The sequence below is a fragment of the Streptosporangium sp. NPDC050855 genome, from assembly GCF_044456585.1.
In the GTDB taxonomy this organism is placed as follows: Bacteria; Actinomycetota; Actinomycetes; order Streptosporangiales; family Streptosporangiaceae; genus Streptosporangium; species Streptosporangium longisporum.
The window spans coordinates 473,781-492,850 of record NZ_JBITFY010000003.1 but is presented as its reverse complement, the minus strand read 5'-3'; the positions used below and the strand labels follow the sequence as shown (position 1 = coordinate 492,850).

Sequence of the window (19,070 nt, the reverse complement as noted above, 5' to 3'; positions counted from 1 at the left end):
GCGAGCTGACCGTCTGGCGAGGAGGGGTCAGTGAGCGTGAACGACGGCGCCGGGCACGGCGGCAGGCACGGCGGCGGGGGCGGCGGGGAGTACGACTACGTCGTCGTGGGGGCGGGATCGGCCGGGTGCGTGCTGGCCGCGCGCCTGTCCGAGGATCCGGGCACGACGGTCGCCCTGGTCGAGGCGGGCGGGTCCGACCGGATGCTCGCGGTGCGGATGCCCGCCGGGTTCGCCCGGCTGTTCAAGACCGAGCACGACTGGAACTTCACCACGACCCGGCAGGACGGGCTGTCCGGCCGGGAGCTGTACTGGCCGCGCGGCCGGATGCTCGGCGGCTCCTCCTCGATGAACGCCCAGATGTGGGTCCGCGGGCACCGCGCCGACTACGACGGCTGGGGCGTGCCCGGCTGGTCCTACGAGGAGGTCCTGCCGTACTTCCGCAGGGCCGAGCGACGCTCGGGCTCCAACCACGGCGGCGTGTACGGCACCGGCGGCCCGGTCCACGTCTCGGAGCTGCGCTCCCCGAACCCCGCCACCGCGCTCTTCCTGCGGGCCTGCGAGGAGCTGGGCATCGCCCGCCTGGACGAGCTCAACGGTCCCTCCAACGAGGGGTGCTCGCCGACGCCGGTCACCCAGCACCGGGGCCGCCGGTGCAGCTCGGCCGACGCCTACCTCGCTCCCGCGAGAGGGCGGCCCAACCTCACCGTGCTGACCTCCTCGCACGTGCGCCGGATCCTCATCGAGGACGGCCGCGCCGTCGGGGTGGAGTACACGGGCGGTCCGGGACGCCGTGGCGGACGCCGCGGGCGCGGTGCGCGTGACGGCTCCGGTGCAGCCGGTGCCACCGGTGCCACCGGGGGCGGTGCGGACGGCGGTGCCGTCGCGGTGCTGCGGGCGCGCCGGGAGGTGCTGCTCTCGGCCGGGGCGATCGGCTCCCCGCACCTGCTCATGCTCTCCGGCGTCGGCCCCGCCGACGAGCTGCGGGCCGCGGGCGTCGAGCCGGTCCACGAGCTTCCCGAGGTCGGCGCCGGCCTTCAGGACCACCTCGCCTCGGGCGTCTTCCTGCACTGCCCCCGGCCGATCACGCTGGCCGGTGCCGAGTCGGCCGGCAACCTGCTCCGCTTCCTGGCCACCGGTCGCGGCATGCTCACCTCCAACGTCGGCGAGGCCGTGGCGTTCATCCGTACCTCGCCCGAGGAGCCCGCCCCCGACATCGAGCTGATCTTCGCTCCGGGGCCGTTCATCGACCACGGCCTCACCCCGCCGCCCGGCCACGGCCTGACCATCGCCTCGATCCTGCTCCGGCCCGAGAGCCGCGGCCGTGTCCGGCTGGACGGCCGCGACGTCGTGATCGACCCCCGCTACCTCACGGCCGAGGCGGACGTACGGCGGCTGGTGGCCGGGCTGCTCAAGGCCCGGGAACTGTTCGCCACCGAGGCGCTCCGGCCGCTGGCCGGGCCGCCGATGGCCCCCTACTGGGGTGCGCGGACCGAGGAGGAGCTGACCCGCTGGGTCCGCGAGCGCAGCGAGACCCTCTACCACCCGGTCGGCACCTGCCGGATGGGCGAGGACCCCGGCTCGGTGGTGGACCCCGCCCTGCGGGTCCGGGGGATCGCGGGCCTGAGGGTGGTGGACGCGTCGGTCATGCCCGTCATCAACCGGGGACACACCCACGCGCCCACCGTCATGATCGCCGAGAGGGCGGCCGACCTCGTCGCCGCCCCGGCCGGCCGCGTACCCCGGCCGTAGACCGTGACGCCGCCGTCCGGACCGGCGCGGAGACGGCCACCGTCACCGGTGGCCGTCGCGAACCGCGGAACTCACGGGGCCCACGGGTCTCGCAGGTCTCACGGGGCTCGCGGAGCTCACGGGGCTCACGGGGCTCGCGGAGCTCGCGGAGCTCGCGGGACCGGGGCTCACCGCCCGCTGGGCTGGCTGAAGCGCAGCATGTTGCCCGAAGGGTCGCGGAAGGCGCAGTCGCGGACGCCGTACGGCTGGTCGATCGGCTCCTGCAGCACCTCGCCGCCCGCTGCGCTGATGCGCTCGAAGGTGGCGTCGCAGTCGTCGGTGTGGAAGATGACACCGCGCAGCTGACCCTTGGCCAGCAGCTCCGCCATGGCCGCCTTGTCGGCGGCCGAGGCGTTGGGGTTGGCGATGGGCGGTTCGAGGACGATGTCCACGTCGGGCTGCGACGGCGCGCCCACGGTCACCCAGCGCATCCCCTCGAACCCGACGTCGTTGCGCACCTCCAGGCCGAGAACGTCACGGTAGAAGGGGAGCGCCTTGTCGTGGTCGTCGACGGCGATGAAGCACTGCGAGAGTTTGATTGCCATGTTCCTCACGCTACGGGCGCGGGACGGGTTTGGCTTCTCCGTTCCTGACCGGTCGCGTGTGGATCTTGGCGACGCAGGCCGGGATGGCCGCCCCCTCGTCGTGGCGGCGGGCCCGGTACGCGCTCGGGCTCTCACCGACCAGCTCGGTGAACCGCGAGCTGAACGACCCCAGCGAGGTACAGCCGACCGCGAAGCACACGTCCGTCACCGTCAGGTCCCCCCGCCGCAGCAGCGCCTTGGCCCGCTCGATCCGGCGCGTCATCAGGTAGCTGTACGGCGTCTCCCCGAAGGCGGCGCGGAAACTGCGTGAGAAATGGCCTGGGGACATCAGGGCGGCACGCGCCAGCGCGGGCACGTCGAGCGGCTTCGCGTAGTCGCGATCCACCAGGTCACGGGCCCGGCGCAGCCGGACGAGGTCTTCCAACGTCACGTCACCACCATCCCACAGCCCCGGTGCCGGGTTCGTCCGGCAGGCGGTGACGTGACCCGGAGGGTCCGCCCTTGACGTGAGCGGGCACCTGCCGGAATCTGGGGCGATGACCGTGAACGCGGCGGACCTCGACCTGTCGGAGATCGCGTTCTGGGCGCTGCCCCAGCGGGAGCGCGTCGAGGTCTTCCGGCGGCTCCGCGCGCTCGACCGCCCGATCTTCACCCGGGAGAACACGATCCCCCTCGTCGGGCACGGACCCGGCTACTACGCGCTGGTGCGGCACGCCGACGTCTCGGAGGCGAGCAGGAACGCCGCGGTGTTCAGCAGCGAGCCGACCGCCAACAGCATCGTCGACATGCCCCGCTGGCTGGCCGTCTACTTCGGCTCGATGATCAACATGGACGACCCCCGGCACGCCAGGCTCCGGCGCATCGTCTCCCGGGCCTTCACCCCCCGGGTGCTGGCGAAGATGGAGGAGGACCTCCAGCGGGCGGCGACCCGGATCGTGGACGAGGCGATCGCCGAGGGGCCGGGCGACTTCGTCACCCAGATCGCCGCCCGGCTGCCGGTCCAGGTCATCTGCGACATGATGGGCGTCCCGCCGGAGCTGCACCCCCGCGTGCTGCGCGCCACCAACGTCATCCTCGGCAACGCCGACGCCGAGTACACCGGGATCCAGCCCACCCTGAACCGCTGGAACGTGGCCCGGGGCCTGGTCACCCTGCTGGCCGCCGGGCGCGGGCTGAGCCGGCTGGCGATCAGGGTCGGCCGCGAGCGCCGGGGCACCTCCCGCGACGACCTGGTCGGCATGCTGGTGAACGGCGACGAGCACCTCACCCCCCAGGAACTCGGCTCGTTCTTCATCCTGCTCGTGGTCGCCGGGAGCGAGACCACCCGCAACGCCATCGCGCACGGCCTGCACCTGTTCACCCAGAACCCCGGCCAGCGCGAGCTGCTCGCCGCCGACTTCGAGGGGCACATCCCCGGCGCGGTCGAGGAGATCGTCCGCCACTCCACCCCGGTCATCCAGTTCCGCCGTACCCTCACCCGCGACCACGAGATGGGCGGGCAGCGCTACCGCAGGGGCGACAAGGTCCTGCTCTTCTACAACTCCGCCAACCGCGACGAGGCCGTCTTCACCGACCCCGACGTCTTCGACGTCACCCGCCGCCCCAACCCGCACCTGGGGTTCGGCGGCCCCGGCCCCCACTACTGCCTGGGCGCGCACCTGGCCCGGCGGGAGATCACCGTGATGTTCCGGGAGCTGTTCACCCGCCTGCCCGGCATCCGCTCGACGGGCGAGCCCGACCCGCTGCTCTCCAACTTCATCAACGGCGTCAAGCACCTGCCGTACGCCACCTGACCTCCGCCCGGGCGGGCACGGCCGCTTACCAAGCGGATGCTAGGTTGCGTTGCATGGAGATCATCACCGTCACCGCCAACGGCGTCGAGTTCACCTGCCTGACAGTAGGGGAGGGGCCGCTCGCGCTCTGCCTGCACGGCTTCCCCGACACCGCCCACACCTGGCGGCACCTGCTGCCCGAGCTCGCCGGACGCGGCCACCGGGCCGTCGCGCCGTTCATGCGCGGCTACGCTCCCACCTCGATCCCCGCCGACGGCGCCTACGAGGGCGGCGCGCTGGTCGCCGACGCCTGCGCGCTGCACGAGGCGCTCGGCGGTGACGGCGACGCCGTGCTCATCGGCCACGACTGGGGCGCCTTCCCCGTCTACGGCGCCACCGCCCTCGCCCCCGGACGCTGGCGCAGGGCGGTCGCGATGGCGGTGCCCCCGATGGCGTCGATGGCCGAGTCCTTCCTCGACTACGAGCAGCTCAAGCGGTCCTTCTACATCTTCCTCTTCCAGACCTGGGCGGCCGAGGCCGCCGCGTCCCGTCCCGGCTTCATCGAGGGGCTGTGGCGCGACTGGTCACCCGGCTACGACGCGACCGAGGACGTCGCCCTGGTACGGCGCAGCCTGGGCGACCCGGCGAACCTCGCCGCCGCGATCGGCTACTACCGGGCGATGCTCGGCGCCGTGCCGCCCACCGGCCGCTACGCCGCCGAGCAGGCCGCGACCGGAGGGCGGGTGCCGATCCTCTACCTGCACGGGGAGCGCGACGGCTGCCTGGACGCCGGCCTGACGGCCCGGGCCGCGGACTTCCTCCCGCCCGGCTCCCGGGTGGAACACGTGTCCGGGGCGGGACACTTCCTGCACCTGGAACGGCCCCGGGCGGTCAACGACCTCGTCCTGGACTGGCTGAGCTGAGGATCCTGTGGCAGGATCCATTGAACAGAATGTGGTTCTAGTGGAGGCTGGCGTGACGGTTTCACTCGCGGACATCGACCTGTCGGACATCTCCTTCTGGGAACGTCCGATGGCCGATCGGGAGGCCGCCTTCGCGGTGCTCCGCGCCCAGCCGGGCCCGATCATGTTCGCCGAACCCGAGATCCCCTTCGCCCCGCCCGGCCCCGGCTACTACGCGCTGGTGCGGCACGCCGACATCGTCGAGGCCAGCCGCCGCGCCGACGTCTTCTCCTCGGGCCGGGGGGCGACGTCCATCCAGGACCTCGGCCCGGACTTCAGCGAGTACTTCGGCTCGATGATCAACATGGACGATCCCCGGCACGCCCGGCTCCGCCGGATCGTCTCGCGGGCGTTCACCCCGAAGATGATCAAGCAGTTCGAGGCCGACGTCGAGGCCACCGCCGCGCGGACCGTGGACGAGCTGATCGCCACCGGTCCCGGCTGCGACTTCGTGACCGAGGTGGCCGCCAAGCTCCCGCTGAAGATCATCTGCGACATGATGGGCATCGGCCCCGAGCACTACCAGGCCGTCTTCGACGCCACGAGCATCATCCTGTCGGGCGGTGACCCGGAGTTCATCGCCGACGTCAGCCGCGCCGCCGAGCTCCTCCTGGGCGCCGGCGAGCGGCTCCGCGAACTGGTCATGGCGCTGGCCGCGGAGGGCGGCGACAACCTCACCACCGCCCTGACCAGCGCCAACATCGACGGCGAGAAGCTCACGCTGCAGGAGCTCGGGTCGTTCTTCATCCTGCTGGTGGTGGCGGGCAACGAGACCACCCGCAACGCCATCTCGCACGGCCTGCACCTGTTCACCGAGAACCCCGACCAGCGGGCCCTGCTGCTGGAGGACCTCGACGGGCGCCTGCCCGGCGCCGTCGAGGAGATCGTCCGGCTCGCCTCGCCGGTGGCCTGGATGCGCCGGAGCCTCACCCGCGACCATGAGATGAACGGCCACCTCTACCGCGAGGGCGACAAGGTGGTGCTCTACTACTGGGCCGCCAACCGCGACGAGAGCGTCTTCACCGACCCCTACCGCTTCGACATCCGCCGTACCGAGGGGCCGCACGTCGGCTTCGGCGGGCCCGGCCCGCACTTCTGCCTGGGCGCGCACCTGGCCCGGCGGGAGATCACCGTGATGTTCCGGGAGCTGTTCACCCGCCTGCCCGGGATCCGCTCGGTCGGCGAGCCCGACCGGCTCCGCTCCAGCTTCATCAACGGCATCAAGCACATGGAATGCGCCTTCTGACTTCCCGGCCCGGGGCCCGGTCCGCCCGAACCGGCGCGCCGGGCCCACCCGCGGGCCTTCTGGACCCAGGTCCTCACGGGTGGCGGGTCACCTGGGTCGTCTGGATCGCCGGGATCGCCGGGATCGCCGGGATCGCCGGGATCACTGCCCGGCGGCGCGGATCGACTTGAAGACGGTGTTGATGTCGGGGAGCAGTTCCTTCTTGCTGTCCGGCACCGACATGTAGACGATCGCGGGCAGGTCCGCGCCGGTGTTCACCGCCGCCACGACCATCGTCGTCTTCGCGTCACCCGAGGTGATCTCGTACGCCGACAGCTGCCCGCGCATGCCGTTCACCGTGAGAGTCTGCTGGGCGGTCTTGCGGGCGGTGTTGCCCTCGGGGAAGAACCGCTTGCGACCGGTGGACGCCACCGCGTTGATCACCGGTGCGAGATTGTCCGCCGAGGTGTACCTGCTCTTCAGGCGCTGCGACAGCGGGCCCGACATGATCTGCGCGAACTGCGTCTTGCCGGCGGAGTCCGTGCCCGCGGGGAGGTACTGGCGGGTCGTGAAGCCGTAGGCGGTCGGCACGCTCGGCCGCTGGTCCTGGCGCCACGGAGCGCCGAGCCTGGCCAGGGTGATGCGCGCGGGCTGGTCGGTGAGCCTGCCCTCGACCGGCGAGGCCGTGCCCGTGAAGCGCGGCAGGCGTCCGACGGCGGCGGGCTTGGCCTTCTTCGAGGCGGACGCCGAGGGCTTGGGCTCGGCGGTGGTCTCCTCGGCCGAGGAGAGCGGCCCGGCGAGGAAGGCCCAGAGCACCGCGCCGATCAGGGCGATGGCCACGGAACCGGCCAGCGCGAAGACCCAGATCGGCCTGCCCTGGCCCCCGTCGTTCTCCTCGTCCTCGATCGCCTGGTAGTTCTCGCCGAAGACGGTGTTCCACAGCTGCTGCTGGCGCTCCGGCGGAGGCGTCTTGGGACCGCTGATCTGGCCGGCGGTGACGAACGGCCTGTTCGGGTCGGAGGGGTCGCGACCGAGGTGGTGCCCGGGCTGCCCGGCCTGACCCGGGTGCACCGGCCGGCCGGGTTGTCCCGGTTGGCCCTGCTGGTGGGGTCCGTTGCCCGGGTGGGCGGCGGGGGCCGTCTCGCCGGGGGAGGACGGGGCGGCGGCCGCGGCCGCGGCGGCCTGGGCCCACATGGCCGGGTTGTCCGGCACGCCGTAGCTGCGCCGCGCGGGCCCGGCGGTCGTACCCGGACCGGCACCGTTCTCGGACCGCGGGTGGTTCGCACCGGCGACGGGAGCGGCACCGTGCTGCGCGGCACCCTGCTGGTCGCCGCCGTGCTGCGGGGCCCCCTGCTGGGCGGTTCCCTGATGGGCCGTTCCCTGCGGGACGGCACCGTGCGCAGGGGAGGGCGTGGCACCGGCCGGGGGATCGGTCCAGGACACCGAGAACGTGGAGGTCTGCGCATCGGCCGCGTCGGAGGCCTCCCGGGAGGAGGCGGCCGGCCAGGCGTTCCCGCTCACCGGCGGGACCGGTGGCCAGGAGGCGCCCTCGACCGGAGGCGCGGGCGGCCAGGCGGTGTTGTCGGCCGGCCGGGGCCCGGCCCCGGCGGAGGCGTCACGTGAGGACGCGCCGGTCTGCCACGGCTCACCCGCGGTACCGGGCGCCTGCCGGCCCGCGTCCCTGCCGGCATCCGGCGTCTGCGCCCAGCCGCCGTTCTGCGGACCGCTGTGCTGGGGAGCACCGTGCGGGCCGGCCTGCTGCGGGCCGCCGGTCTGCGGGCCGGTGCCGTACTGGGCGCCGGGGTCGCGGGACGGGCCGTCGTGCCGCGGGCCGAGGGCGTTCGCCCAGCCCTCGCCGTGGGGGGCGGTGGCCTGCGCCCAGGCGTTGTCACCCGGAGAGCCCGGAGAGCCCGGAGAGCCCGGAGAGCCCGGAGAGCCCGGAGAGCCCGGAGAGTCCGGAGAGGAAGGGCCGGGGAAGGTCTGGCCCCGTGGGTCGGTGTGGGAGGCGGGTGGCCATGCGGTGCCCGGCGAGGACGGATGACGGTCCTCGCCGCTCGTCCGCGGCCCGGCTCCGGGGAGCCCCACCCCGAGCGGGTCCGATGCCTGCAGGGCGGATCCGAGCGGGTCCGGTGTCCAGGAGCCCGATCCCTGCGACGGGTCACGGTGGGAGGGGACGCTCTGGGAGGGGCCGTCGTAGGGACCGCCGTGGGACGGGCCGCTGTCGTAGGGGGCCGGCTGCGGCCGGCCGTTGCCCGGGGAGGTCTGGTGCGCCTGCGGGCCGTCGTGACCCCGGCCGCCGTACGGACCCGCCGCGTCCTGCGGACGGCCGCCCGGGGAATCGGGGGTCCCCCAGCCGCCCTGAGCGTCGGGGGCCTGTGCCCGGCCGTCCCACGGGCCGGACGCCTGTTCCCGGTCGTCGTGCCGCGGACCGGAGGTGTTCGCCCAGCCGTCGCCGTGGGGAGTGGTGGCCTGCGCCCAGGCGTTGCCGCCCTGGGAGGCCGGAGAGGCCGGAGTGCCGGCGGCGGAGTGACCGGGGTAGGTCTGGCCCCGCGGGTCGGTCGCGCCGTAGGCGGGGATGCCGTCCTGCGTGGGCGCGGAGGGCGGCCACGCGGTGCCCGGCGAGGACGGGTGACGGTCCTGGCCCTCCGGCCGCGTCCCCGGGGTCGGGGAGCCCAGCCCGAGCGGGTCCGGTGTCCAGGAGCCCGATCCCTGTGACGGGTCACCGTGGGAGGGGCCGCCGTGGGACGGGCCGTTGCCCGGGGAGGTCTGGTGCGCCTGCGGGCCGGAGTCGTGGCCCCGGCCGTGCGTTCCCGCCGCGTCCTGCGGACGGCCGCCCGGGGAATCGGGGGTCCCCCAGCCGCCCTGAGCGTCGGGGGCCTGTGCCCGGCGGTCGCTCTGCGGGCTGAAGGCGTCCGCCCAGCTGTCGCGGGGCGAGCCGGCCGCCCGCCGCCCCTCGTCCTGCGCGGCGGACCCCGTCCATCCACCGTCCTGCGGGCCCGGCCGGCCGCCGGGTACGTCCGGGGCACCGCCCCCGGGAGAGGTCTGCCATGAGCCGTCGCCGCCCCGCGGGCCGTCCTGCGGGCGAGGCAGCCTGGGCCCGGTGCCGAGGGAGTCCTGCGCCCACGAGGGCGCAGGCTCGGCGGCTTCCGGCCATGCCGGAGGCAGGTGGGACTGGCTGGACTGCTCCGAGGCCATGCTTTCCTTACCTCCCGCGCGGGTGCCCGAATTAGGCGTATTGGGCATGGTCTCACGTGAGACGGGGGGGCTCGCAGGGAAACCGGAGAACGCCCCCCTGAACTGGAGCCCGGTGGGAGCGGTCGGCGGATCCTGCATGGGCAGGCCGACCTCCAACGGGTCCGGGCCCCCCGGCTCTACTGAATATGCCACGGTTGAAAGAGTAAACGCGAGAGACATACGAGGTCACAACCGGCGCATGGCCGTCGGGTTCCGTACGGCCCGTCATAGGGCGGAAACCCCTATTCTGCCGGTGAACATGGATCGCCGTCCGCCGTTCGCCGTGATCGGGCCCGCTTTGTACGGGCCACGAATATCCCTTGCGGGCTGCGATAGTCTTGCCTTATGCGTGCCGCGACCCTGCTTATCGGGCCGCATCGGCTCTCCCGTCTCTGAGCGCCCTGCCGATGCGGCTGCCCTCCGCGTGAGCGGAGGGTTTTTGTATTGGGCCGGACGGGTCAGGCCATCCACGCGGACACACCCCAAGGGAAGATTGACGTGAACGAGCGAGCCGACATGCAGAGCGACGACCAGCACTATGACCCGCAGGCGTTGCAGGTCAAGTGGCAGCGGCGGTGGGAGGAGCTGGACCCCTTCCGGGCCTCCGACGACCCCGCCGACCCGCGTGAGCGCCGCTACATGCTCGACATGTTCTCCTACCCCTCGGGCGACCTGCACATGGGGCACGCCGAGGTGTTCGCCATCGGTGACGTCATCTCCCGCTACTGGTTCCAGCGCGGTTACAACGTGCTGCACCCCGTCGGGTGGGACTCCTTCGGGCTGCCCGCCGAGAACGCCGCGATCAAGAACAACGCGCACCCGGCGGAGTGGACCTACGCCAACATCGAGACCCAGGCCGGCTCCTACAGGCGCTACGCGATCTCCTTCGACTGGTCGCGCCGCCTGCACACCAGCGACGAGACGTACTACAAATGGACGCAGTGGCTGTTCATCCGCTTCTTCGAGCGCGGCCTGGCCTACCGCAAGGGCGGCCTGGTCAACTGGTGCCCCAACGACCAGACCGTGCTGGCCAACGAGCAGGTCAAGGACGGCAGGTGCGAGCGCTGCGGGGCCGAGGTCATCCGCCGCGAGCTGACCCAGTGGTATTTCAAGATCACTGACTATGCCGACCGGCTGCTGGACGACATGGCGCAGCTGGAGGGCAAGTGGCCCGAGCGCGTGCTGACCATGCAGCGCAACTGGATCGGCCGTTCCGAGGGCGCCGACGTCGACTTCGTGATCGAGGGCCGGGACGAGCCGGTCACCGTCTACACCACCCGTCCCGACACGCTGTACGGCGCGACCTTCTTCGTGGTCGCCCCGGACGCGGCGCTGGCCGAGGAGATCGTCGCCGACGACCGGCGCGAGGCCTTCGAGGCGTACCGGACCGAGGTGTCGAAGCTGTCGGACATCGACCGGCTGTCCACCGAGAAGGAGAAGACCGGCGTCTTCCTGGGCCGGTACGCGATCAACCCGGTCAGCGGCGAGCGCATGCCGGTCTGGGCCGCCGACTACGTGCTGTCCGACTACGGCCACGGCGCCATCATGGCGGTTCCCGCCCACGACCAGCGCGACCTGGACTTCGCCCGCGCCTTCGACCTGCCGGTACGGGTGGTCGTGCACACCGGCCTGGCCGACCCCGGCGAGACCGGTGTCGCCACCTCCGGCGACGGGACGATGGTCAACTCCGGTCCGCTGGACGGCCTGGCCAAGGCCGATGCGATCCGGAAGATCATCGAGGTGCTGAGCGAGCGCGACACCGGCCGCGCGACGGTCAACTTCCGGCTGCGCGACTGGCTGCTGTCCCGCCAGCGTTTCTGGGGCTGCCCGATCCCGATCATCCACTGCGGCGACTGCGGCGAGGTCCCCGTCCCCGACGACCAGCTGCCGGTCACCCTGCCCGACCTGCGCGGTGAGGCCCTGGCGCCCAAGGGCGTCTCCCCGCTGGCCTCGGCCGAGGACTGGGTCAACGTCTCCTGCCCGAAGTGCGGTGGCCCGGCACGGCGCGACACCGACACGATGGACACCTTCGTCGACTCCTCGTGGTACTTCCTGCGCTACGTCGACCCGGCCTGCGAGGACGGCCCGTTCGACATCGAGGGCGTCCGCAGGTGGGGCCCGATCGACCAGTACATCGGCGGCGTCGAGCACGCCGTGCTGCACCTGCTGTACGCCAGGTTCTTCACCAAGGTCCTGCACGACATGGGCATGGTCGACTTCGCCGAGCCGTTCACCCGCCTGCTGAACCAGGGGCAGGTCATCAACCAGGGCAAGGCGATGTCCAAGTCCCTGGGCAACGGCGTCGACCTGGGCCAGCAGATCGACGCCCACGGCGTCGACGCGGTACGGCTGACCGTGCTGTTCGCCGGACCGCCCGAGGACGACATCGACTGGGCCGACGTCTCCGCGGCGGCGTCGCAGAAGTTCCTGGCCCGCGCGTTCCGCGTCATGGCCGAGGCGGGCGCGGCCTCGGCCCCCGGCGTCGACGTCACCGCCGGAGACGTGAGCCTGCGCAGGATCGTCCACCACACCGTGGACGAGGTCACGAAGCTGGTCGAGTCCTACCGCTTCAACGTCGCGGTGGCCCGGATGATGGAGCTGACCAGCGCGGCGCGCAAGGCCATCGACTCCGGGCCCGGCGCCGCAGACCCCGCGGTCAGGGAGGCCGCGGAGGCACTGGCGGTCATGCTGTCGCTGGTCGCGCCGTACGCGGCCGAGGAGGGCTGGGAGCGGCTGGGCCACACCGGTTCGGTCGCCCTGGCGGGCTGGCCGGTGGCGGACCCGGCGCTGCTGGTCCAGGAGTCCGTCACCTGTGTCGTCCAGGTCGCGGGCAAGGTGCGCGACAGGCTGGAGGTCTCACCGGAGATCTCCGAGATCGACCTGGAGGCGCTGGCCCTGGGGTCGGAGAAGGTCCGGGCCTTCCTGTCCGGCGAGCCGCGCAAGGTCATCGTCCGCGCGCCCAAGCTGGTCAACATCGTCCCCTGAGCGGTGACCCCGGCCTCTCGCGGGGCGTCCGGACCGGCCGTGACCGGGGAACCGGGGCGGGGAGGGGCCGGGAACCCAGGGCCTCGGCCCTCCGGCCCTGGTTCTGACCCTGACTCGGGGACCCTGACCTTGGCTCAAGGACTCGAACCCTGACCCTGGCTCAAGGACCCGAACCCTGACCGGACCCGGGAGTCCGAGGGGCCGGTGAGAACCGTTGAGAACGCCGATGGGCGGCACCCCCTTCGAGGGGTGCCGCCCATCGGCGTGTACCGCTTCGTGCGACGCGTCGTGTCCCGATGCCCTAGAGCCGTGTGCCCCGGAGCTCGTGTGCCTCAGAGCTTGCGGAGGACCGCCACGACCTTGCCCAGGACGGTGGCCTCGTCACCGGGGATCGGGTCGTAGTTGGGGTTGTGCGGGACCAGCCAGACATGGCCGTCCCTGCGCTTGAAGGTCTTCACGGTGGCCTCACCGTCGATCATCGCCGCGACCACGTCGCCGTTGTCGGCCACGGGCTGCTGGCGCACGACCACCCAGTCGCCGTTGGCGATGGCCGCCTCGATCATCGAGTCACCGGTCACCTGGAGGAGGAAGAGCGTGCCCTCGCCGACGAGCTGCTTGGGCAGCGCGAAGACGTCCTCGATGCTCTCCTCGGCGAGGATCGGGCCACCGGCGGCGATGCGCCCGACCAGCGGCACGTAGGCGGCGGTCGGCCGGCTGACCGGTGCCTCGTCCTGGTCGGAGTCGGGATCCACCCAGAGCACCGGCTCGCCGGGAAGGCGCACCTCGAGGGCGCGGGGCCGGTGCGGGTCACGGCGCAGGTAGCCCTTGCGCTGCAATGCCGTCAACTGGTGCGACACGCTGGAGGTGCTGGTGAGCTGCACGGCCTCACCGATCTCGCGCATGGACGGCGGGTAGCCGCGCTGCTGCACCGAGTCCCGGATCACCTCAAGGATCTTCCGCTGCCTGGGGGTGAGGCCAAGGGAGTCACGCCTTCGCACCGCCAGGTCGCTGACGGCCGAACCGTTCTGGTCGTGCTGGCTCATACGAACTCCTCGCCTCCCGATCTGTATTGAACACGTCGCACACAGCGACCATATCTCGGCCCAAGATCATATTCAAACAATTGTTCGAATGTCCTCGATATCGGCCACGCCGTGGTGTACAACATCGTACGGGAGTTCGATCGACATCGTGTTCGATTCGCCGATCTTTCTTCGACATGTGTTCGGCCAGGTCGAGGGGATGGGGGCCACCATGAAACCGACCACGACGACACCGCGATCCACGTCCGCGTCCCGATCCCGGGCGGCATACCGGTCCTCAGGGGCCTCTGGGGCCTCTGGCGCACCGCGTCTGCGGCTCGTGCCGCCGCCGAGACCGGAGCCGGGGCCGGTGCGGGAGCAGGGTCCGGGGCGAGAGGCGGATCCGGCACGACAGGCGGGCCCGGGGCGAGAGGCGGGCCCGGCCAGACGGACGGGCCCGGCCTGGGAGCCGGGGCCGGGACGGGAGGCCGACCCGGCGCGCGGGTCCGGGCGTGGCTCCGGAGCGCGTGGCTCCGGAGCGGCCGGAGGGCCCGATCGTGCGCGGACGGCGCGGCGCGGGGGAGCACCGGGTGGTCCGGCGGGCCCGGGCGGTCCGGGTGATTCCGGTGGTGCCGCGCAGGCGGTTCCCGCGCTGTTCCGCTCCGGGGGCCCCCTCTCCGGCTCCCGGCCCGCACCGCCCGGATCCGGCCGTGGAGCCGCCCGCTCCGGCGAGTCCGGACGTGGCCGGGGTGGGCGCGCCGAGACCCGGCGCGGAGCCGCCAGGTCCGGCGCCACCCGGTCCGGCTCCTCCGCTCGGACCGGCACCTCGCGGACCGATGCCTCCCGGGCCGATGCCTCGCGGAACGATGCCTCGCGGAACGATGCCTCACGGACCGGTGTTCCCGGGCCCGGCGCCTCCCGCTCGGGCGTCGCCCGCTCCGGTGGGCCGGCCGCGCCCGAGGTCGTCCCGTCCCGCCCCGGCCGCTCTCGCCCTGGAAAGCGCTCCGGTACGCCCCGCTCCAGCGCGCCCCGGTCAGGTGTGCCCCGCTCCGGCACGTCCCGCTCCGGCGCCTCCGGGGCCGGTGCTCTCCGGCCGGTCACGTCCCGGCCCGAGGCGGTCAGGCGGCCTCTCCGGCTCACCCGGCGTGGGAGGATCGTGGCGGCGGTGACGCTGGTGCTGTTCACCCTGGGAGTGCTCTGGATCGGCGGGCGCATCGACGCGATCTCGGCGGGCGAGCCGGCCGGAGGGCGGGGCCCGTCCCCGGTCACGGCGCACGTCGGCGACACGCCCTGGAAGGGCGACACGCCGTGGAGGGTCGTGGAGGCGCCGGCGTAGCGGAAGGGCCGTCCCGTTGGTCGGCCGCGTCACAGACCCCGGCGGGCCCCGCGGCCCGGCGTTCCGGTCCGGCACCGGACTCGACCTTCTCCGGAGCCTGCTGCCGTAAGGGGGGCGTCTCCGGGCGCGCGATCTCACCGCGCGCCCGGGACCCGCGCCCGGGACCCGCGCCCGGGACGCGAGCGGGGCACGGGTGAAGCGGGCGGGACGGTGGGCGAAGCGGTTGACGTGCGGGCAGGGCGCGGGGGAGGCGGCCGGCCCGGGGGCGGGACGCGGTGGGCGGAACGGGTGACGCACGACAGAGGCGTGGGCGGAGCGGTGGCGTGCGGGCGGGGCGTGGGTGAAGCGGGTGACCCGGGGGGCGCGAGCACATCGGGCGGACCGGCGACACGCCGGGGAATAACGGCTGATCAGCGACTTCGCGCCGCAAGGTCCTTTCAACTTGCGTTCATGGTCGCGCACTTCTACGGTTGGAACCACAACATCTAGTGGCTGCACCTCAACACTTCACCATAGATTGTGGTTCCATTACCGCCTCTCGACTGATCGAGAGGCGTGCGCGAGCGTATCCGCGCGCGTGTCGTGGGGCGGATGAGGTGGGTGGGCCGCTTCGGCAGGTCAGGAAGGCGGCACACGTGCACTGTCCGTTCTGTCGTCATCCTGACACCCGGGTCATCGACAGCCGGTCCACCGAGGACGGCGGCGCGATCCGCCGCCGGCGCACCTGTCCGGAGTGCGGGCGGAGGTTCACCACGCAGGAGACCGTCCTGCTCATGGTGAGCAAGCGCAGCGGCGTGACCGAACCGTTCTTCAGGGACAAGGTGATCGCCGGGGTCCGGCGGGCGTGTCAGGGACGGTCCGTCGGCGAGGACGCCCTGGCGCAGCTGGGCCAGCGGGTCGAGGAGAGCATCCGGGCCACCGGATGCGCCGAGATCGCGGCCCACGAGGTCGGGCTGGCCATCCTGGGCCCGCTCCGCGAGCTGGACGAGGTGGCGTACCTGCGCTTCGCCTCCGTCTACCGGGGGTTCGAGACCCTGGCGGACTTCGAGGCCGAGATCGAGCAGCTCCGGGCGGAGCGCTCCGCCGAACAGAAGTGAGACAGGCCCCGGGCGCCGGGGGTGAGACGGCGCGTTGGTGTGGTCCGATTCGCGGGCTCTGCGGAGTCCCAGGAGGGGGAAAGTCATGACGGAGACCGTCAGCGGCACAGTGTCACGCGGGGGCAAGCGTCCGCGCAAGGGTCTGAAGATGAAGCGGATCTTCACCACCCCGGGCGTGCATCCCTACGACGAGCTGGCCTGGGAGCGCCGCGACGTCGTCATGACCAACTGGCGCGACGGCTCGGTCAACTTCGAGCAGCGTGACGTGGAGTTCCCCCGGTCCTGGTCGGTCAACGCGGCCAACATCGTGACCACCAAGTACTTCCGCGGCGCGGTCGGCACCCCGCAGCGCGAGTGGAGCCTCAAGCAGCTCGTCGACCGGGTGGTGGGCGTCTACACCAGGACGGCGGTCGAGCACGGCTACTTCGCCACCGACGAGGACGCCGAGATCTTCGACCACGAGCTCAAGCACGCCCTGGTCAACCAGGTCTTCAGCTTCAACTCGCCGGTCTGGTTCAACGTCGGCACCGCCTCGCCCCAGCAGGTGAGCGCCTGCTTCATCCTGGCCGTCGACGACCAGATGGAGTCCATCCTCGACTGGTACAAGGAAGAGGGTGTGATCTTCAAGGGGGGTTCCGGCTCCGGCGTCAACCTCTCCCGGATCCGCTCCTCCAAGGAACTGCTCTCCAGCGGCGGCACCGCCAGCGGCCCGGTCTCCTTCATGCGCGGCGCGGACGCCTCCGCGGGCACCATCAAGTCCGGGGGCGCGACCCGCCGGGCCGCCAAGATGGTCGTCCTCGACGTCGACCACCCCGACATCGAGGAGTTCGTCGAGACCAAGGCCCGCGAGGAGGACAAGGTCCGCGCCCTGCGCGACGCCGGGTTCGACATGGACCTCGGCGGCAAGGACATCGTCTCCGTCCAGTACCAGAACGCCAACAACTCCGTGCGCGTCTCCGACGAGTTCATGCGCGCCGTGGAGAAGGGCGAGAAGTTCGGCCTGCGCGCCCGCCTCACCGGCGAGGTCATCGAGACCGTCGACGCCCGGGACCTGTTCCGCAAGATGGCCAAGGCGGCCTGGGAGTGCGCCGACCCCGGCGTCCAGTACGACGACACGATCAACGACTGGCACACCAGCCCCGAGACGGGCCGCATCACCGCCAGCAACCCCTGCTCGGAGTACCTGCACCTGGACAACTCCTCGTGCAACCTGGCCAGCATCAACCTGCTGAAGTTCCTGAAGGACGACGACACCTTCGACATCGAGAACTTCGTGAAGGTCACCGAGCTGATCATCACCGCGATGGACGTCTCCATCACCTTCGCCGACTTCCCGACCGAGAAGATCGACCAGACCACCCGGGCCTACCGCCAGCTCGGCATCGGCTACGCCAACCTCGGCGCGCTCCTCATGGCCACCGGCCACGCCTACGACTCCGACGGCGGCCGGGCCGTGGCCGGGGCCATCACCTCGCTGATGACCGGCGCCTCCTACCGCCGCAGTGCCGAGCTGGCCGCGGTCGTGGGCCCGTACGACGGCTACGCCCGCAACGCCGACGCGCACAAGCGGGTCATGCGCAAGCACAACGAGGCCAACGAGGCGCTGCGCACCTTCGAGGAGATGGACGGCGCCATCCACCGCGAGGCCTCCCGGCAGTGGGCCGAGTGTCTCAGGCTCGGTGAGCGGAACGGCTACCGCAACGCGCAGGCCTCCCTGCTCGCCCCCACCGGCACCATCGGCCTGATGATGGACTGCGACACCACCGGCATCGAGCCCGACCTGGCCCTGGTCAAGTTCAAGAAGCTCGTCGGCGGCGGCTCCATGCAGATCGTCAACCAGACGATCCCGCGCGCGCTCCGGCAGCTGGGCTACCCCGAGGAGCAGGTCGAGGCGATCGTCGAGTTCATCGCCGAGCACGGCCACGTGGTCGACGCCCCCGGCCTGAGCCGCGAGCACTACGAGGTGTTCGACTGCGCCATGGGCGAGCGCGCGATCGCCCCCATGGGCCACGTCCGGATGATGGCCGCGGCCCAGCCGTTCCTGTCCGGCGCCATCTCCAAGACCGTCAACCTGCCCGAGTCCGCGACGGTCGAGGACATCGAGCAGGTCTACATGGAGGGCTGGAAGCTCGGCCTCAAGGCCCTGGCGGTCTACCGCGACAACTGCAAGGTCGGCCAGCCGCTGTCCGCCTCGGGACGCAAGACCGAGGACCGCAAGGCCGAGGAGAAGGCGGCCGCCACGGCCCAGCCGGAGATCAAGGTCGTGGAGATCAGCCGCCCGACCCGCCGCCGGATGCCGAACCAGCGCCCCAGCACCACCACCCGCTTCACCGTGGGCGGCGCCAAGGGGTACATGACCGCCTCCTCCTACCCCGACGACGGCCTCGGTGAGGTCTTCCTGAAGATGTCCAAGCAGGGCTCGACCCTCGCCGGTGTCATGGACGCCTTCTCGGTGGCGATCTCCATCGGCCTGCAGTACGGGGTGCCGCTGGAGACGTACGTGGGCAAGTTCGTCAACATGCGCTTCGACCCGGCCGGGATGACCGACGACCCGGACGTGCGCATCGCGGCCTCGGTGATGGACTACATCTTCCGCCGCCTGGCCCTGGACCACCTGCCCTACGACGACCGCGCAGCCCTGGGCATCTTCTCCGCCTCTGAGCGGGCGGCCCAGCAGCGGGGTGAGGATCCGGCGCCGATCCGCACCGAGGAGGTCATCGCCGAACTCGCCACGTCGGCCCCGATCGAGGAGCCGCAGGCCCCGGTAGAGGAGCCGCAGGCCCGCGTGGAGGCGGTGCCCGCGCAGGCCCCGCGCCGCACCGGCTCGCTGGAGTCCCACGAGGGCCGCACCGCCGACGCGCCGCTCTGCATGACCTGCGGCACCACGATGCGTCCCGCCGGAAGCTGCTACGTCTGCGAGGGCTGCGGTTCCACCAGCGGCTGCAGCTGATCCCGGGCAGGGGGGAGCGGCGCCCGCACAGCGCCCCATGACGAGAAAGGGGGCCGGAGTCGAGTCCGGCCCCCTTTCGGCGTCTCTGGGACGAGGATGAGCCGCCGGACATGTCGGATGTGCCTTGCCTTGCGGGTTTTTGATTGCGGGCGCC

General features: G+C 72.2%; 12 protein-coding genes. 8 read left to right on the top strand and 4 right to left on the bottom strand.

What is annotated here, in order from left to right; genetic code table 11:
* Positions 1–30 precede the first annotated feature (30 nt).
* Entirely contained in the window at positions 31–1,749 is a 1,719-nt protein-coding gene (locus tag ACIBCT_RS10165; RefSeq protein ID WP_399187050.1) for a GMC family oxidoreductase, read from the top strand.
* Between the two features lie 167 nt (positions 1,750–1,916).
* Here the strand turns inward: ACIBCT_RS10165 and ACIBCT_RS10160 are convergent, their stop codons facing one another.
* Positions 1,917–2,333, bottom strand: a complete 417-nt coding sequence (locus tag ACIBCT_RS10160) for a VOC family protein (protein ID WP_399187049.1) — start codon at positions 2,331–2,333, stop codon at positions 1,917–1,919.
* 10 nt (positions 2,334–2,343) lie between these two features.
* Positions 2,344–2,763 (bottom strand): helix-turn-helix transcriptional regulator, encoded by a 420-nt coding sequence (locus tag ACIBCT_RS10155; RefSeq protein ID WP_399187048.1) that lies wholly within the window; start codon positions 2,761–2,763, stop codon positions 2,344–2,346.
* 106 nt (positions 2,764–2,869) lie between these two features.
* On the opposite strand from ACIBCT_RS10155, the gene ACIBCT_RS10150 reads away from it, so the two are divergent.
* From ACIBCT_RS10150 to ACIBCT_RS10140, 3 genes are read left to right on the top strand one after another with little or no spacing between them, the layout of a single operon-like run.
* On the top strand, positions 2,870–4,126 hold the full coding sequence (locus tag ACIBCT_RS10150; RefSeq protein WP_399187047.1) for a cytochrome P450: 1,257 nt from the start codon (positions 2,870–2,872) through the stop codon (positions 4,124–4,126).
* A 53-nt stretch (positions 4,127–4,179) separates the two neighbouring features.
* Complete coding sequence (locus ACIBCT_RS10145) at positions 4,180–5,028, top strand: alpha/beta fold hydrolase (protein WP_399187045.1); 849 nt, start codon at positions 4,180–4,182, stop codon at positions 5,026–5,028.
* A 52-nt stretch (positions 5,029–5,080) separates the two neighbouring features.
* Positions 5,081–6,313 carry a cytochrome P450 gene (locus ACIBCT_RS10140; protein ID WP_399187044.1) on the top strand — a complete coding sequence of 411 codons (1,233 nt, stop codon included), beginning with the start codon at positions 5,081–5,083 and terminating at the stop codon, positions 6,311–6,313.
* Between the two features lie 141 nt (positions 6,314–6,454).
* On the opposite strand, the gene ACIBCT_RS10135 is transcribed toward ACIBCT_RS10140, so the two are convergent.
* Positions 6,455–9,487 (bottom strand): hypothetical protein, encoded by a 3,033-nt coding sequence (locus tag ACIBCT_RS10135; RefSeq protein ID WP_399187043.1) that lies wholly within the window; start codon positions 9,485–9,487, stop codon positions 6,455–6,457.
* Between the two features lie 555 nt (positions 9,488–10,042).
* Here ACIBCT_RS10135 and leuS point away from each other — a divergent pair.
* The gene (leuS, locus tag ACIBCT_RS10130) at positions 10,043–12,511 is read left to right on the top strand and encodes a leucine--tRNA ligase (protein WP_399187171.1); all 2,469 of its coding nucleotides are present in this window, start codon (positions 10,043–10,045) and stop codon (positions 12,509–12,511) included.
* Positions 12,512–12,843: 332 nt separating this feature from the next.
* Here leuS and lexA read toward each other — a convergent pair whose 3' ends face one another.
* The gene (gene lexA, locus ACIBCT_RS10125) at positions 12,844–13,554 is read right to left on the bottom strand and encodes a transcriptional repressor LexA (RefSeq protein ID WP_399187042.1); all 711 of its coding nucleotides are present in this window, start codon (positions 13,552–13,554) and stop codon (positions 12,844–12,846) included.
* A 1,135-nt stretch (positions 13,555–14,689) separates the two neighbouring features.
* Between lexA and ACIBCT_RS10120 the strand changes: the two genes are divergently transcribed.
* The 3 genes from ACIBCT_RS10120 (at position 14,690) to ACIBCT_RS10110 (ending at position 18,916) form a co-directional block, all read left to right on the top strand.
* The gene (locus ACIBCT_RS10120; RefSeq protein WP_399187041.1) at positions 14,690–14,869 is read left to right on the top strand and encodes a hypothetical protein; all 180 of its coding nucleotides are present in this window, start codon (positions 14,690–14,692) and stop codon (positions 14,867–14,869) included.
* Positions 14,870–15,504: 635 nt separating this feature from the next.
* Entirely contained in the window at positions 15,505–15,966 is a 462-nt protein-coding gene (nrdR, locus tag ACIBCT_RS10115; RefSeq protein ID WP_362811726.1) for a transcriptional regulator NrdR, read from the top strand.
* Between the two features lie 85 nt (positions 15,967–16,051).
* A complete protein-coding gene (locus ACIBCT_RS10110; protein ID WP_399187040.1) occupies positions 16,052–18,916 on the top strand; it encodes a vitamin B12-dependent ribonucleotide reductase in 2,865 nt (954 codons plus the stop codon).
* Positions 18,917–19,070: the final 154 nt, after the last annotated feature.